Source organism: Streptomyces sp. NPDC059909 (assembly GCF_042730885.1).
Lineage (GTDB): Bacteria > Actinomycetota > Actinomycetes > Streptomycetales > Streptomycetaceae > Streptomyces.
In genome coordinates this window covers 1-14,983 of the sequence record NZ_JBHWKX010000116.1, presented here as the reverse complement: position 1 = coordinate 14,983, position 14,983 = coordinate 1, and the positions used below count along the sequence as shown (strand labels likewise).

Sequence of the window (14,983 nt, the reverse complement as noted above, 5' to 3'; positions counted from 1 at the left end):
CTACACGGCAGACTGCCGCGCGCGACCAGCACGAGCACCCGGGCACGGAATCACACCAGGCCCGTGACCTGCTACTTCACGATGCACACCACTCAGTCACAACCGATAGTTGGCCATCTCGATCCGTAGTTGGCCATCGCCCCGTTTCGACTGCCCAAGGCAGGCCCAAGCGCCTGTCTGAGGCTCAGCCGTCTCGTCTTAGTTCGGCGACCCGCGTCACACCCGGCTCCTGTCAGCAATCGGGACGCCGTCCCGTTCAAAAGGCACGCGAACGAGACAGGAGCAACGCCATAAAGCACCGCATCGTCGTACTCGGCGCCGGATACGCCGGGGCCTTCGCCGCTGGAAACCTGGCCCGCCGGCTCTCCCCCGCCGACACCGAGATCACCGTCGTCAACGCCGTGCCCGACTTCGTTGAGCGGATGCGGCTCCACCAGCTCGCGATCGGCCAGGACCTCGCGTTCCGCAAGCTCGCCGACGTATTCGCGGGCACCGGGGCGCGGCTGCGCCTGGCGCGCGTCACCGGCGTCGGCCCCGAGCGCAGGACTGTCGCCGTGACCGGCAAGGACGGCGACGGCGAGCTCGCGTACGACACGCTTCTCTACGCGCTCGGCAGCTCCGTAGCCCACCATGGCGTCCCCGGCGTGGCCGAGTATGCCTTCGATGTGACCGGCTGGTCCTCGGCGCTGCGTCTGCGCGAGCGCCTGGCCGGCCTGGGCGAGGGCGGCACCATGCTGGTCGCGGTCGGCCTGCCCGAACCGGCCGCTGGGACGGAGGGCTCAGCACACCCGGCGGAGTCCCGTTCAGTGGAGCTCACCGCCGTGTACGTCGGCGGCGATCTGCAGGTCGACCAGCGGACGATCATCCATCAGCAGGCCGTACCCACCCGGCCGTTCGGACTCGATCCGAGGGTACCCGGACTGATCGGCCGGGACCTGCTGCTCACCACGATGGGCCAGCGGCTGGCTCCGGCGCGGGGCCCGGAAGGGACGCCGAGTCCTCGTCTGCTCGTGCTGCACGGCCTCGGCAGCGTCGGGAAGACGAGCGTGGCGGTCGAATACGCCCGCCGCCACCAGGACTCGTACGGGTTGGTCTGGCAGCTGCGCGCCGAAGACCTGGCCGTCCTGATCGCCGCCACCCCGCTCGGTCCCGACCAGGCCGCCGACCGTCTCGGGGGTGAGGCGAGTCGAGTTCGACTACATGCGGACCTTGGGATGGATCAAGCCCACAGATTGGAGGGAGGTGCGGTTCGGTACGTCGCGGGCGGGGGCAAGGCCGCCGTCGTATGAGTGTGCGCGCACCCGGGTGGGACCTCGTACTCGGTGGCCGTCGGGTAGCCGAGCTCCGTACCGCGGAGCGGCGCACTCCGAGTTGGTGCGGGCGGCGCTCCTGGCGGATGAGGATCTTCCCCTGCTGCTCCCGTTGACGACTATTGCATACAGTATTCAAACCGGCTAACGTCTACTCATGCGACTGACGAAGTCCACAGACCCGGCGCTCCCCATGATCATGCGGTTGGCGGTAACTGGTGCGGAACTCACCACCGCACGGCGGTGCCGGGCATGATGATTTATGGCGATGACGCGACAGTAAGGCAGATTCTCACCACTGCCGGAGACACCTGGGCCGTGGTGGGCCTGTCCGACAACCCCGAACGGGCCGCTTACCGCGTGGCCGAGAAGCTGCAGCGCATCGGCAAGAGGGTGGTGCCCGTGCACCCAAAGGCCGAGACGGTGCACGGTGAGCAGGGCTACGCTTCGCTGGCGGAGATCCCTTTCCCGGTGGATGTGGTGGACGTGTTCGTCAACTCCGCCCTCGCCGGAGGCGTCGCCGACCAGGCTGTGGCGATCGGCGCCAAGGCGGTCTGGTTCCAGCTGGGCGTCATAGACGAGGCCGCCTACGACAGGACTCGCGAGGCCGGCCTGCTGATGGTGATGGACCGCTCCCCGGGACGGGAGATACCCCGGCTGGGGCTGGGCTGACGCTCCCCAGCCTGGGGCTCGAAGAGTCGTCGTTGCAGGTCACGCGGCGTATCCGATCCTCGTTGATGCCGCCGGAAAACCCTGGTGCGGAGCAGGCTTCGCTCGTCGAGGTCGTGCACGATTGCGGGCTGCTCGGTCGCGCTGGGCGGTAGCTGTTGCCGGGATCGGTGCGGCCAGTGTCCGTTGTAGTGGTGGCTGCGCCACCGGGAACGGATGGCCCGTCTGCGGACCGCCGCGGTGCCGATCCACGGCCCGGTTCCGCGGAACCGCGAAATGATCACCGCGAGCAGTCCTGCTGGCAGCGCGAGCCCCACATCCGTGCTGCCGGAACGACGAACTCACGGAGCCTGCAACCAGGCCAGCGCCTGAGCGCAAACCGATGGAGCCCTGAGAGATCATGAGCGAATGACCCGCCTACTGACTCGAAGTGACTTGCAGGCCGTGCTGGAGCCGGTGTCTTGCATAGCTGCGCTGCGCGACGGCTTCCGCGCAGCCGTCTCCCCGATAGCCGGGCAACGGATACGTACTGACCTGCCATTTCCCGGAACGGCCACGGCTCTGATCCCTGGTGTACTGCCTGGCATCGAGGCGTACACGATGAAGGTCAACGCCAAATTCCCGGGAGCCCGACCAGCTCTGCGCGGAGTTGTCTGCCTTCACAGCGGCCACAACGGTGAGCTCCTCGCGCTGATGGATTCCGCCACCATCACCGCATGGCGCACTGGACTGGCTGCGGCCCTGGGAACCCACCTTCTCGCCGGCCCCGCACCTACGGACGGCTCAGTACTCGGAGTGATCGGCGCAGGCGCACAGGCCGAGCTTGTCGGCGTACAACCTCACGTGACCAGCCGCGTACAAGCTCATGTGTCCACCCTGGTGGGCGGGCCGGGGCCGCCCGACTGCTGATTGTGCGGGTCGGTGACCGCCGTCAAGAGCGCCCTTCGGGCGTCGCTGACGCGATGGCCGCTGCGCGGCCACTCTGGACTGCGCCCCCCAACCCGTGAGAAGCGGCTGGCTATCGGGCGGCCCCTCCGCTGTGGCGTACGGCCGCCTGTACACGTGACCGTGTACCTATCTGGACAGATGACCCTGAACCTCGACACGAGCTCATGGTGCGTGGCCTGAGTACCCTGCGACGGCATCGCGAGATCGTCGTTTACGACTCAGATCCGGATCGCGCCAACGCCTTCGCCTCACGCCACAACGGCCGCCTCCTGACATCTGCCACACAGGTCACCGCGGCCGCTGACGTCGTCCTGCTCGCCACCTGGTCACGCTCACCGCTGCTCCGGCTGGCGGATACGCGGCCAGGGCAGCACGTCACAAGCCTGGGAGCCGACGAACCCGGCAAACAGGAACTCTCTGCCGACTTGCTGGAATCTGCACTCCTGGTCGTGGACGACCGAGAACTCGCCGCGACCATGGGCGCTCTGTCGGCCGCCAGCCTTGCAGCCTCGGCTGCTCAGGCCACACTCAGCGAGGTTCTGCGTGGCGACCATCCAGGACGTACCAGCGCGACGGACCGCTCCGTCTACGCGCCTGTCGGACTTCCCTGGCAAGACCTTGCTCTGGCGTGGGTCGCCTACCAGCAGGCAGAACAGCATGACATTGGACAGAAGATCGACCTGCTCTCCTGACGCCTACACGGCCAGAGTCGAACATCGGGTGCGCCAGTGCCGGCGTGCAACGACACCGATATCCGACTGCCCCGCGCAGCCCACCGGCACCAGGACGTGACGACGATCAGCACACCCACCAGCCGACACCGGCCACGCGGAGCAGCACTGGGCGCGGGATTCCACCTCCACGCCCAGGCCACCCCTCCACGGTGGGCACAACCCACGCCAGACACCACGTCTTGCATGGGATCGCTTAGCTGATCAGAGACGCTTCAAGTTCGGCACTGCCATGACGAGGGCGAAGCGGGCGGCCGGGTCGGTCCACCAGTGGCGGACGGTGAAGCCGCCCTCCTTGAGTTCGGCGGTGAGAGCGTCGCGGCGGAACTTGCACGACAGTTCGGTGCGCAGGTCCTCGCCCGCGGCCAAGTCGAGGGTGAGATCGAGGTCGGGGATCTTGACGGTCTGGGCGGTGCGGGTGCGCAGCCTCATCTCGATGCGCTCGAATTCGGGGTTCCACAGGGCGATGTGATCGAAGAGGTCGGGGTCGAAGTCGGCGCCGAGCTCGCGGTTTAGGACGTGCAGCACGTTCTTGTTGAAGTCGGCGGTGACGCCGGCCGCGTCGTCATAGGCACGGATGAGGATCTCGGGGTCTTTGACCAGGTCGGTGCCGAGGAGAAGTACGTCGTCGCTGCTGAGTGTGTGGGACAGGGTGCGGTAGAAGGCGCCGCGCTGCTCGGCGTCGAAGTTGCCGATGGTGCTGCCGAGGAATGCCAGCAGGCGCGGGCCGGGCTCGTCGGACAGGGCGAGGTCGGTTTCGAAGTCGGCCACGGTGGCGGAGACAGTAAGCCCCGGGTAGTCGCGGCTGATCGCGCGGCCTGCCTCTTCCAGGGCGGGGGCGCTGACGTCCAGGGGCGCGTAGCGGCGCAGTGTGCCGGTGGCGGTGAGGGCATCGAGCAGCAGCCTGGTCTTGCGGGAGGAGCCGGAGCCCAGCTCGATCAGGGTGGTGGCCCGGGTCAGTGCGGCGATCTCCGGGGCGCGGCGGGTGAGAATTTCCTGTTCGGCCCGAGTGGGGTAGTACTCCGGCAGCCGGGTGATCTGCTCGAACAGCTCGCTGCCGCGCTTGTCGTAGAACCACTTGGGCGGCAGCGTGCGCGGCGCACTGCCCAGGCCGTCGCGCACGTCGGCATGGAGCGTCGTCGTGAAGTAGTCGGCGGGCAGCCGGTCGGCGAGGGTGAAACCGCCGTCGGTCATCAGCTGTGGTTCCTTGTGGTGTGGGCGTGGGGTGTGCAGTGGGAGGATCCGGACGCCGGCCGTGGTGGCCAGCAGCAGGGAGCGGTCGGGGACTTCCCGCCAGTCACCGGGTGTGTCGTCGGGCTCGGAGGCGACGAGCGCCGTGGCGGGTCCGGTGCGGTACCACAGGGTGTCGCCCCAGGCGGTGGCGGCGATGGTGTGGCCGTCCGTGAGCAGGAAGTTCAGCCGGGCGGTGGGCCTGGCCTCGGCGACCTGACGGACCACCGCAGCCAGGGCGCCGGCGGGTGGTTCGCCCTGCCGCAGGCGTCGCACGATCATGGCCCACAGCAGGGCCGAGTCGCTGTGTGCGTCCAGGGCCAGCATCTCGGCGGGGGTGAGGTCGGTGGGCAGTCGTGTCCAGTCGGGGACGGCGCCGTTGTGGCTGAACAGCCAGCGGCCGTCGCGGAAGGGCGCGGCTGCCGTCTCGTCCTGGGTGGTGCCCTCGGTGGCCGAGCGGACGGCGGCCAGCACCGCGTGGCTGCGGATTGTCCCTGTCAGCTCGGGGAGGTTCGCGTCGGCCCAGATGGGCACCGCCCGCCGGTAGCGGGCGGGCCGGGGGAACCCGGCGTCACCCCCGGAGGTGGTGTCAGGCTCGTCCGGGTACCATCCGACGCCGAATCCGTCGGCGTTGACCGTCCCGTGGCGCTGTCTGGCCGGCTGCCAGGACTGCTCGTAGAGGCTGTGCGGGGGCTCGGTGAGCAGTCGCGCCAGTGTGACGGGCGGGCCTACGTAGGCGAGGTGGCGGCACATCAGGCGCGTCCGTTCTCGGACGTGTCTCGGGCGGTGCGGAAGCCGGCGAAGATCTGCCGCCGGATCGGGTAGTCCCAGTTGCGGAAGGTGCCCCGGCAGGCGACCGGGTCGACGGAGAAGGCGCCGCCGCGCAGCACCTTGTACTCGGGGCCGAAGAAGGCCTCGGAGTACTCCTTGTAGGGGAAGGCGGTGAAGTGGGGGTAGGGGGTGAAGTCCGAGGTCGTCCACTCCCAGACGTCGCCGATCAGCTGCCGGGCGCCGCTGGGTGCGGCCCCGGCCGGGTAGCTGCCGGCTGGGGCCGGCTGGAGGTGTCGCTGCCCGAGGTTGGCGTGCTCGGGGCCGGGCTCCGCGTCGCCCCAGGGATAGCGTTGGGAGCGGCCCGTCGCGGGGTCGTGCCGTGCCGCCTTCTCCCACTCCGCCTCGGTCGGCAGCCGCCTCCCCGCCCAGCGGGCGTACGCGTCGGCCTCGTACCAGCACACGTGCAGTACGGGTTCGTCGGCGGGGACTTCCTCGATCATCCCGAACCGGCGGCGCAGCCACCGCCCGTGCTCCCGGTGCCAGAACAAGGGCGCCTCGAGCTCGGTCTCCTGGACGTGCTGCCAGCCCTCGGGCGTCCACCACTGGGCGTCGCGGTAACCGTCGGCCGCGATGAACTCCTGGTAGGCGGCGTTGGTGACGGGCACTGTGTCCAGCCAGAAGGCGGGGACGTCCACGGTGTGGTGCGGGCGTTCGTTGTCCAGGGCCCACGGCTCGGTGCTGGTTCCCATGGTGAACGGGCCGCCGGGGATCAGCACTTCGCGGGGCAGCCGGGCGGCGTCGGCGGCTGCGCGGGGCGGTGCGGACGCGTGCAGGACGGGTGCGCCCTTACGCAGTTGGAGAGTGGCGAGCATGGTCTCGTCGTGCTGCTGTTCGTGCTGAGCGAGCATGCCGAACACGAAGCCGTCGGCAAGCAGCGGATCGGGGTTGTCGGGTGAGGTGTCCACACCTGCCAGCACGTCCCAGATCTCGGTGCGGACCGCGTCCAAGTAGTCGCGGGCGGCGGCCGGGTCGAGCAGGGGCAGGGCCGGGCGGTCGGCACGGGGGTGCTGGAAGGCGTCGTAGAGCGGGTCGAGGTCGGGGCGCAGTCCGGGGCGACGGCCGGCGGTGCGCACCAGCCACAGGTCTTCCTGGTTGGCGATGTGGGCGAGGTCCCATACCAGGGGGGACATCAGCCGTGAGTGCTGGGCGGTGAGGTCGTTGTCGGTGAGCGGGTCGGTGAGGCTCAGGGTCCGGCGTCGGGCGGTCTCCAGCGCGGTGCGAGCGGCGGCGGACGGGGTCCCGGCCGGTCGTACGGCTGTCCCCTCGGCCGGGGAAGCGGGTGCGTCTTGGGATGGTGCGGCAGTGGGGTGGGATGTGGCCCCGTTTCGGGCCGTACTGGAGTCGGTGTGAGAGTTCGTCACGGCATGCCTTTTCGGAGGGTCAGGTGCGGCGGAGCGCGTCCGGTTGGTCATGGGCGGGGCATCGGCCACGTTCTGGGTAGCGCTCGGCGAAATCGGCCAGCGCCTGCCGCAGGACCGCAGAGGCCCCGGGGCGCGCCAGGGCGCTGTCGGCCGCGGCGAAGCAGGCGCGGGCCGCCTTGGCGAGGTCCGGGTCGGCCGGGCCGATGCGAGCCGCCCGCTGCCAGATGTCGTCGGAGGGGACGGGCCGTATGTCCTGGCAGAGCGGCTCCGTTGCCGCGTAGGCGGCATCGGCGGCAGCGGGGTCGTTGAGCAGGGTCGCGGCCAGCACAGTCGGCACGATCCAGTCGTCGCCGTTCTGTGCGTCGGTCATCCGCAGTTCGAGCCAGCCGCGCGGTCTGACGGGCGGGAACAGGGTGCTGAGGTGGTAGTCCAGGTCGGCCTGGGTCGGCCGCCGCAGTCCTGGTGTGCCGCGCAGCCAGTCGCGGAAGGTCAGATCCGGGGGCGCGGACCAGTCGCCGTTGTCGTCGCCCGGTATGCACATCACCTTCGCGTCGAGCGCGTAGCGGGTCCAGGCGACGCGGGGGTCGGCGTGGTAGCGGGGCTGGTGGGTGCGGCTGGCGTCCATCCGGGACCAGACGGCCTGGCGCGTGGACAGCCATCCGCTGGGCCGGCCGTCCATGATCGGGGAGTTGGCGAAGGCGGCTACGAGGACGGGGCCGACACGGTGGGCGAGTTCCCACCGGTAGCGATAGCCGGAGAAACTGTTGGACTCATCCCCGCCGTCCAGGTTGATCTGGACGGAGGCGGTACGCCGCATCATGACGCGGCCCGAGGGGCCCTCGCGGTCGAAGAACCTCTCCATGGCCCGGTAGCGGGGATGGTCGAGTATGCGAGGCGGTTCGCGGTACGGGTCGAGACCCCGGCCGACCAGTATCAGGCCGGCCCTCTCGACCGCCTCGCGCAGTACGGTTAGATCCGCGGCCATCGCCTCGACGCACGCGGTGAGGGACAGGGCCGCAGGAGAGCTCAACTCCACCTGCCCACCCGGCTCACGGGTGATCCTGCTGCCCCGGGCAGGGCGCCCGCGACTTCGGCCGGCGCGAGGGCCGCGTTCAACCGGTCGACGGATACCGGCAGTTCAGGGTCGCGGCAGTCCTGGAGCAGCCACTCCGTCTCCACACCGGTCCGCTCGGGCGGGCCGGTCTTGAAACACACACCGTGCATATACGCTTCCGCATCCTCCTCTGTCAGTTCACTCGTCACGGTCTCTGTTCCTCTCTCACAGGCTGATGCGGTTCGGGTGTACGGGAGGTCGACATGCGAACGCTGAGGGCAGTCGGCACGGCAGACTCGAACTCGCCGTCCGACGCGGCGCACGGAATACACGGGGTTGGAACGGGGTGAGCAACGGCATGCCCGCTGGCCTGCGCCTTCTCGGCTGCCACAGGCCATTTCTCCAGGTTCAGACGTTTCCGCAGATCGTGGGGCTCTCGGGTGCGGTCCCGGAACCTGACCGCAGTCCGTTCCGGGACTCGCCTCAGATGGACGGTCTTCCCGTCGCCCGCCTTCCGACGGGCGAGGGCGTCAGACCCGGACCGTCTTGAGGGCGCGGGCCCAGGACTCCAGCTGGTCGAACAGGGTGGTCGCGGCAGCGTCGTGCTGCTCGCCCGGCTTGAAGACGGAGAAGTTCTCGAAGTCGGTGAACAGCGAGAAGGACAGCTGCTGGCGCACGTGAGCCAGCTGCAGTTCGCTGGCCACGGCCCGCAGGTGCTCGATGGCCCGAGCGCCGCCGAGGGAGCCGTAGGAGACGAAGGCGGCGGCCTTGTTGTTCCACTCGCCGTACAGGTAGTCGATCGCGTTCTTGAGTACGCCGGAGGTGGAGTGGTTGTACTCGGGGGTCACGAAGATGTATCCGTCGAACTCGGCGATCTTGGCCGCCCATGCCTTGGTGTGCTCACCCTGGTACTGACCCATGGCCGGTGGGATGGCCTCGTCCAGGTGGGGCAGCGGGTAGTCGGCGAGGTCGACCAGCTCGTACTCGACGCCGGTGCGGGCGCCGGACCGGTCCACCACCCAGTCCGCGACAACCTTGCCGTTGCGGCCGGGTCGGGTGCTGCCGAGGATGACGGCGATCTTCAGGTCACTCATGCGGTCTTCTCCTTGATAGGCCGGCCGGTGCGAGGCCGAGCCGGCGGATGCGCGGCGGGCGCGGATCGCGGCGCTGAGCCACAGGTACCGGCCTGCCATGCCTTCATGGCGGTGATGTTGTGTGCTTAACGGTCCACCGTCGCCGAGCGGTCAACTCGAGGTCTTCATCGAGCATCCGAGCCCGCGTCACGGTGAACACGACCGGCGCCCGGACGCCACGGGCCGCCAGGAGGCCGTTCAGCCTCCACGTGCCGTTGGCGTCACACCGGGCACCGGTGGAAGTGAAGGTGACGCCCGGGTGACTGCCGGTGTCCAGGAACGTCCGCGAGCAGCACCTGCCGATCGCGCGCCGCGCTACCGCTGCTGAAGCTGGTCGCATCGGCGACGGCCCGCACGCGCGAGTCGATGAGGTACTCGCCCGGCGGAAAACCCTCGGCGGTCACGCAGGACGCCCTTTCACTTGAACTTTCATGTCACACCCTAGGGCAACGACATATGAAAATTCAAGTGCGGACTGGGACTCGTGAACGTTCATGCCAGATAGACTCCGGGCATGCCTGAACAGCCTCCGCACCCGAACGATCAGCGCCGCTGGCTGACCCCGGCGGAGCTGGAGACATGGCAGCAATTCGGCCGGATGATGCACAGGCTGCCCGCCGCCCTGGAAGCGCAGCTGCAGCAGGACGCGGACCTCCGTTACCTCGAGTACTACGTCCTCGCCGGACTGTCCGACCAGCCGGGACACCGCATGCGCATGAGCGACCTGGCCGTCCTCGCCAACTCCGAGCAGTCCCGTCTCTCCCACATGATCAGCAGGCTGGAGCGCCGGGGTTTGGTCCGCCGCGAACCCGACCCCACCAATGGCCGCTACACCCACGCGATCCTGACCGACGCCGGTTACGCCCATCTCGTCGAGGCCGCCCCAGGACACGTGGCCCGGGTACGCGACCTCGTCTTCGACGTTCTCGACCCCGCCGAACTGGACAGTCTGCGCACCGCCGCCGAGAAGATCAGCGAGAGGATCGACTGCCGGGAGCAGCAGGCCTGCACCAGCAAGGACACCGCCCAGCAGCTTCCACACCGGGACGCCACCCGGTGACGGACCCCGATGCGAGCGACGCCGGGCATCCGGCGTCCCGCATCGACCGGGACAACGGCTGCCACGGTGGCGATGCCCTTCCCCGTCCGGGCGTGGCGGAACCGAGAGCCGATGCCGGATCAATGGCCTGCAATGGTCGTTCGGCATCGAACCCGACACAGGCACTGTCTACTACGTCCTTCCACAAGGCGAGGTATGGACTCCTCTCCGTGTGTGTATGTCGACCTCTGGCTGCTTCCGTTCACTGAGTTTCAACGAATCTCGGTGATTCACCCGTGACCGGGCGAAGGTCCCCGTCTCGCTTGATCCCGGGAGGATCGATGCGGGGTAGACGCTTCACGGCCACCTGCCCCGCGAGGCGGGGTCTTACGGTCGGCTCCACGTCCGTCTACCGTCTCCGGGCCACTCCCGGCGACGTGCCGCTTCACCAGAGCGGCGAGGTTGAGTGCTGCGTTCTCGTCCCGGTCGAGGACGAGTCCGCAGTGTTCGCACACGTACGTCCGTACCCCAAGAGGCAGTTTGGGTTTCACCGCCTGGCATCCGGAACGCGTCTTGCTGCTGGGGAACCAGCGGTCGGCGACTTCGAGCCGACCGCCGTTCCACACGGTTTTGCAGGCGAGCCGGCGGCGAAACTCTGCGAAGGCGGCATCAGCGACAACGCCCTGGACCGACAGAGGAGTTGAGAAATGTTGAGAAGCTGTGTCACATCCTCTTCTCGCAGGTCACGGGGACATGAAGGGCAGTAGTGATCCCGCTTGCCGTTCGGTTGGGCGTGGATGGTTGCTGTTCCGAACGGCAGCGGCAGCGCGTTGGACTTTCAGGCGGATGCGAGGGTGGCCGTCGACGCCTCAGCCTGGCGGCGGGACATCAACTTCAGATGGTGACTGCCGGTCCCACGGCAGACGCGAAGGCCCTGAACCAGATGCATCAGCAGCTCCTCGCCGGCATCCGCATCCCCTGACCCCTCGAACCTTTCCCGAGCACCCGAACCACCACGCGCGGACGACCTCGAACGGGGCGGCAACAGACTTGGCCCCGGGCCAAGAGCCCGGGGCTGAGGCAGGCGCGGGGTTGCTGGAAACACACGTGGCGGGTGCTCAGTCGGCGCACCCGCCATCGTGGCTGTCCTTCGGTGGCTCAGGTCAGAACAGTGCCTGTCGGGGTCCCGAGTGTGAATGCCGGTCACCATCTGTCGCGGGCGGGACGCTCTGCTCGTACTGGAAGACGTTGTGCGGGTCGTACTTCGCCTTGATCTCGCGCAGCCGGTCGAAGTTGTCTCGCCAGTAGGCGGTCTCCCAATCCTGCTGCCCGATGTTCGGCACGTTGACGTAGGCGCCGTTCACGTAGCGCCGCAGCGCCTGGCTGAACTCGGCGATCCAGGTCTGGGCCTGGGGGGTGAGTGGGTCGCAGACGCCCGGCTCGTCACTGCGCTTCCCCCAGCCGACGCCGGGCTCGGAGTAGAAGAGCGCGTCGCGATGCGGGAACGCGGTGCCGCCGCGGGGGCTCTTCCTGACCGCCCCGCCGAAGGCCTGCACGAAGAAGTTGCTGTCATCCGTCGGGGCGTTCTGAATGAACGAGGCGACCACGTCGATCGCCTCACTCGGGAACGGCTTTCTGGCGAACTGCGAGAAGAACTTCCAGTTGGCGGGTTCGAGCTCGATCGGAATCTGGAATCCCGCGTATACGTCGCCCCAGTTACCGACCTGAACAGTGACGTCGGGGCTGTCGATCGACAGGATCGGGTCCAGCAACTGCTTCGCCTCTTCCGGCGATCCTTCGGCGAGAACCCCGAACAGGAAAATCTGGTTTCTGTGGATCTCGAGCTGGGTACCGAGGCGGTCGTCGGTGAACGGTGCCGTACGCTGATACGCCTCGAAGATGGCAGCGAGGTCACCGATGCCCGTCCACGTCGCCTGCAGATAAGCGACGCTCTTCAGCGGAGCCAGTTTGTAGGTCAGTGACGTGACGATCCCGAAGTTGCCGTTCCCCGCCCCGCGGAGCGCCCAGAGCAGGTCCGAGTTGTGGTGCCGATCCGCCTGGATCACCTTGCCGCAGTCGTCACCCGACGGGACGACGATCTCGGCCCCCACAAGGCTGTCGCAGGCCATGCCGAGCCAGCGGGTGAGGAAGCCGAAGCCGCCGCCGAGCGTCGCACCGGACAGGCCTACGCTGCCCTCCGTTCCGGTGGTCACCGCGAAGTCCTGCTTCGCGAGCGTGGTCACCGCTTCCAGCTGGCTGAGCCCGGAGCCGACTGTCGCGATACGCGAGTCGGCGTCGATGTCGACCGACTTCAGCTCGCTGATGTCGATCACGAGGCCGTTGTCCACGTTCGACCAACCCTCAAGGGCGTGGCGGCCGCTCCGCACCCGCAGCGCGACGTCGTTCTGCCGCGCCCACGTGAGGGCGTTGACCACGTCCTGGGTGTTCTGGGCGAAGACGATGGCCAGCGGATAGTGAGAGAAGAGCTGGTCCCAGCCGAGGCGCGCGTCTGTGTAGTTGGAGTCTTGGGGGCGGACGATGCGGCCGGTCAGCTCCGCCGGCTCACATTTCGGGCCCCCGGGCCTTTTGCTCGCGGCGCTCGCGACCGTGGCGCCTGCGACCGCAATACCCGGGACGGCGACCGCGCCGGCACCTGCGGCCGCCGTCGCCTTGAGCAGGCCGCGACGAGAAAAGTCGTGCATGGTCCATATCCTCTCGACCGGGCTACGCCCGCATTCCACTAAGGCAAATCGTGTCCGCCAACTGGCGCGTAGAATACTTTGTGGACATTCCCTGCGACCCGCAGAGTAACAGGGGTGATCATGGCGGTTTTGCCCGACACGCCAATTGAGGGCGATGACGACATGCTGAATGAGGACGTGCGCGGGTGGGCATGAATTAGCCCAGCGGGGTGAATCCGGCGGGGGCTTGATGTTCGCATTGTCGGAGAGGTGGTCATTCTGTCGCGACTTCGGCGACCGCAGTACGCGCACTGGACTTTTCGACATGAGCGGCATCCAGTGGTGGGTGCACTGCCGAAGCAGGCCCATTCTTCTTAGTCCGAATCCACCGACTTGATGTCTACGGATAAGACTCGGGCGTGGTAAATCCGTGGCGCGCGCCGGTGGTGCTTTTTGTGTGCCCTGACGTGGGCTGAGGCGGGTCCGGGACGCTGGAGGGGTTCGTTCCGGCCGAGACCGATATGCCTGGCCCGTGGACGGCCCTCAGTACCACGCTGACCAGCGAGCTCACCGGCATCATTCCAGGCATTGTCCTGGCTCATGCGCAGGATGGTACGGCCGAGTTGGGAGAGCCGCCGGTCCGCCGAGGGTTTCGCGCCGTCGGCCGTGCCTCCGGCGCCGATGCTGAGGAAGAAATAATGTTTCATGGGCAAAGACGGCCGGTTGTGGTCACGGACGACCGCGATGATGGGCCTCGGTTGTGCCGTGGGTGCGGTGGTCCGCTGATGCCGGCGGCGAGGGCGACGGCGGTGTTTTGCTCGTCCGTCTGTCGGTCGCGACATGGCAGCGGGTGCGGCGGGCGAGGGCGAGAACCTAGTGTCTCGTGATTCCGTCAGCGTTACTTGATCTTGTGTGGCAGAGTCTCTTGGTGTGGAGCTCTCCGTGGAACAGGCCGCCGAGTTGCGGGAGTTGGTGAACAGTCGGGACGTTCCTGCGGACATAGCAACGCGGGGTCGGATCGTGCTGTGGTCGAGTGAGGGGCGTCGGCGCAAGGACATTGCCGAGCTGCTCGGGGTGTCGCTGCCGACTGTGGACCGCTGGAAGATCCGCTATGCCGAGCAGGGCCTGGCCGGGCTGGAAGGTGAGCGTCCCGGTGGCGCGCGGGAACAGGTGCCGGCGCGGGTCCGGGCCCGGGTGATTGCGCTGACGCGCATGACGCCGCCGGACGGCACGGGGCTTTCGCACTGGTCCACGCGGGAGTTGGCGAAGTATCTGGAGCGGGCCGAGAACATCACCGTGTCCTGGCACTACATTGCGCGCGTCTGGCGGGAGGAGGGCCTGAAGCCGCACCGGTTGGGTACCTTCAAGATTTCCAAAGACCCCGCGTTCGCGGAGAAAGTGGCCGATGTGATCGGCCTGTATCTGGCCACGCCGGGCGGCGCGGTGGTCCTCTCGATCGACGAGAAGACGCAGATCCAGGCTCTGGACCGGACCCAGCCGGTGCTGCCGGTCGCCTTCGCGGCGAGCGAGCAGCGCACCGCCGACTACGTCCGGCACGGCACCACGAACCTGTTCGCCGCCCTGAACGTGACCACCGGTGAAGTGCTCGGCGAGTGCAGACCGACCCGGAACGGCAAGGATTTCCTGGCCTTCTTGAAGAAGGCTGTCAAACCGCACGCGGGGAAGGACATCCATGTCGTCCTGGACAACCTCTCGACGCACACCACACCCGAGGTCAAGGAGTGGCTGGTCAAGAACCCGCAAGTCCACTTCCATTTCACTCCCGTCGGCTCCTCGTGGCTGAACCAGATCGTGCGACACGAAGTCGCTTGAGAAGAGTGGGAATCACCAAGGAGGTTCGACTGATGTCGAAGGTGTAAGACCCGAGTCAGTGCGCAGGACTCGTTCCCGCCCCAGCGTGCGTTGCGAGTAATCGCGGGGTGCGAAGCCTGGGGAATTGCCCAAGGATCCTCGTTCCATCCGGGGGTTACAGGCT

Annotated in this window: 12 protein-coding genes and 3 pseudogenes; 6 read left to right on the top strand and 9 right to left on the bottom strand. The window is 67.9% G+C overall.

The annotated features are described in order from the left end of the window. Positions 1-290: 290 nt before the first annotated feature. The 4 genes and pseudogenes from ACFV9O_RS37295 to ACFV9O_RS37280 all read left to right on the top strand — a co-directional run. Positions 291-842, top strand: a pseudogene (locus ACFV9O_RS37295) (FAD-dependent oxidoreductase); the annotation flags it as partial. Between the two features lie 726 nt (positions 843-1,568). After that, a complete protein-coding gene (locus tag ACFV9O_RS37290; RefSeq protein WP_385426661.1) occupies positions 1,569-1,982 on the top strand; it encodes a CoA-binding protein in 414 nt (137 codons plus the stop codon). Between the two features lie 405 nt (positions 1,983-2,387). After that, positions 2,388-2,798, top strand: a pseudogene (locus ACFV9O_RS37285) (ornithine cyclodeaminase family protein); the annotation flags it as partial. A gap of 293 nt (positions 2,799-3,091) precedes the next feature. Further along, positions 3,092-3,619, top strand: coding sequence for a hypothetical protein (locus ACFV9O_RS37280; RefSeq protein WP_385426653.1), 528 nt, complete (start codon positions 3,092-3,094; stop codon positions 3,617-3,619). A gap of 243 nt (positions 3,620-3,862) precedes the next feature. On the opposite strand, the gene egtD is transcribed toward ACFV9O_RS37280, so the two are convergent. The 7 genes and pseudogenes from egtD to ACFV9O_RS37245 all read right to left on the bottom strand — a co-directional run bounded on the left by egtD (position 3,863) and on the right by ACFV9O_RS37245 (position 9,607). Then, positions 3,863-4,852: an L-histidine N(alpha)-methyltransferase gene (egtD, locus tag ACFV9O_RS37275; RefSeq protein WP_385426658.1), complete on the bottom strand. Its 990-nt coding sequence runs from the start codon at positions 4,850-4,852 to the stop codon at positions 3,863-3,865. A gap of 96 nt (positions 4,853-4,948) precedes the next feature. Beyond that, positions 4,949-5,641, bottom strand: a pseudogene (gene egtC, locus ACFV9O_RS37270) (ergothioneine biosynthesis protein EgtC); the annotation flags it as partial. Further along, entirely contained in the window at positions 5,641-7,080 is a 1,440-nt protein-coding gene (gene egtB, locus ACFV9O_RS37265; protein ID WP_385426650.1) for an ergothioneine biosynthesis protein EgtB, read from the bottom strand. The pseudogene egtC and the gene egtB, both read right to left, overlap by 1 nt. A gap of 19 nt (positions 7,081-7,099) precedes the next feature. Beyond that, complete coding sequence (locus ACFV9O_RS37260) at positions 7,100-8,110, bottom strand: glutamate-cysteine ligase family protein (RefSeq protein WP_385426648.1); 1,011 nt, start codon at positions 8,108-8,110, stop codon at positions 7,100-7,102. Further along, entirely contained in the window at positions 8,107-8,343 is a 237-nt protein-coding gene (locus tag ACFV9O_RS37255; protein ID WP_385426645.1) for a hypothetical protein, read from the bottom strand. Before ACFV9O_RS37255 ends, ACFV9O_RS37260 begins: the two co-directional genes overlap by 4 nt. 321 nt (positions 8,344-8,664) lie before the next feature. Further along, complete coding sequence (locus ACFV9O_RS37250) at positions 8,665-9,228, bottom strand: NADPH-dependent FMN reductase (RefSeq protein ID WP_385426642.1); 564 nt, start codon at positions 9,226-9,228, stop codon at positions 8,665-8,667. 103 nt (positions 9,229-9,331) lie between these two features. Continuing rightward, entirely contained in the window at positions 9,332-9,607 is a 276-nt protein-coding gene (locus tag ACFV9O_RS37245) for a YceI family protein (RefSeq protein WP_385426639.1), read from the bottom strand. A 174-nt stretch (positions 9,608-9,781) separates the two neighbouring features. On the opposite strand from ACFV9O_RS37245, the gene ACFV9O_RS37240 reads away from it, so the two are divergent. After that, a complete protein-coding gene (locus ACFV9O_RS37240) occupies positions 9,782-10,327 on the top strand; it encodes a MarR family winged helix-turn-helix transcriptional regulator (protein ID WP_385426636.1) in 546 nt (181 codons plus the stop codon). A 269-nt stretch (positions 10,328-10,596) separates the two neighbouring features. Here ACFV9O_RS37240 and ACFV9O_RS37235 read toward each other — a convergent pair whose 3' ends face one another. After that, positions 10,597-11,001, bottom strand: coding sequence for a zinc ribbon domain-containing protein (locus ACFV9O_RS37235; RefSeq protein ID WP_385426656.1), 405 nt, complete (start codon positions 10,999-11,001; stop codon positions 10,597-10,599). A gap of 468 nt (positions 11,002-11,469) precedes the next feature. Then, positions 11,470-13,323 (bottom strand): FAD-binding oxidoreductase, encoded by a 1,854-nt coding sequence (locus ACFV9O_RS37230; RefSeq protein WP_385426633.1) that lies wholly within the window; start codon positions 13,321-13,323, stop codon positions 11,470-11,472. 606 nt (positions 13,324-13,929) lie between these two features. Here ACFV9O_RS37230 and ACFV9O_RS37225 point away from each other — a divergent pair. Beyond that, positions 13,930-14,820, top strand: a complete 891-nt coding sequence (locus tag ACFV9O_RS37225) for an IS630 family transposase (protein ID WP_385426631.1) — start codon at positions 13,930-13,932, stop codon at positions 14,818-14,820. Positions 14,821-14,983 lie beyond the last annotated feature (163 nt).

Bases quoted from the DNA above. Each gene is read 5' to 3' on its own strand.
- egtD (WP_385426658.1), bottom strand. From the start codon at position 4,852: ATGACCGACGGCGGTTTCACCCTCGCCGACCGGCTGCCCGCCGACTAC.
- ACFV9O_RS37245 (WP_385426639.1), bottom strand. From the start codon at position 9,607: ATGCGACCAGCTTCAGCAGCGGTAGCGCGGCGCGCGATCGGCAGGTGC.
- ACFV9O_RS37250 (WP_385426642.1), bottom strand. From the start codon at position 9,228: ATGAGTGACCTGAAGATCGCCGTCATCCTCGGCAGCACCCGACCCGGC.
- ACFV9O_RS37230 (WP_385426633.1), bottom strand. From the start codon at position 13,323: ATGCCGCTCATGTCGAAAAGTCCAGTGCGCGTACTGCGGTCGCCGAAG.
- ACFV9O_RS37240 (WP_385426636.1), top strand. From the start codon at position 9,782: ATGCCTGAACAGCCTCCGCACCCGAACGATCAGCGCCGCTGGCTGACC.
- ACFV9O_RS37280 (WP_385426653.1), top strand. From the start codon at position 3,092: ATGGTGCGTGGCCTGAGTACCCTGCGACGGCATCGCGAGATCGTCGTT.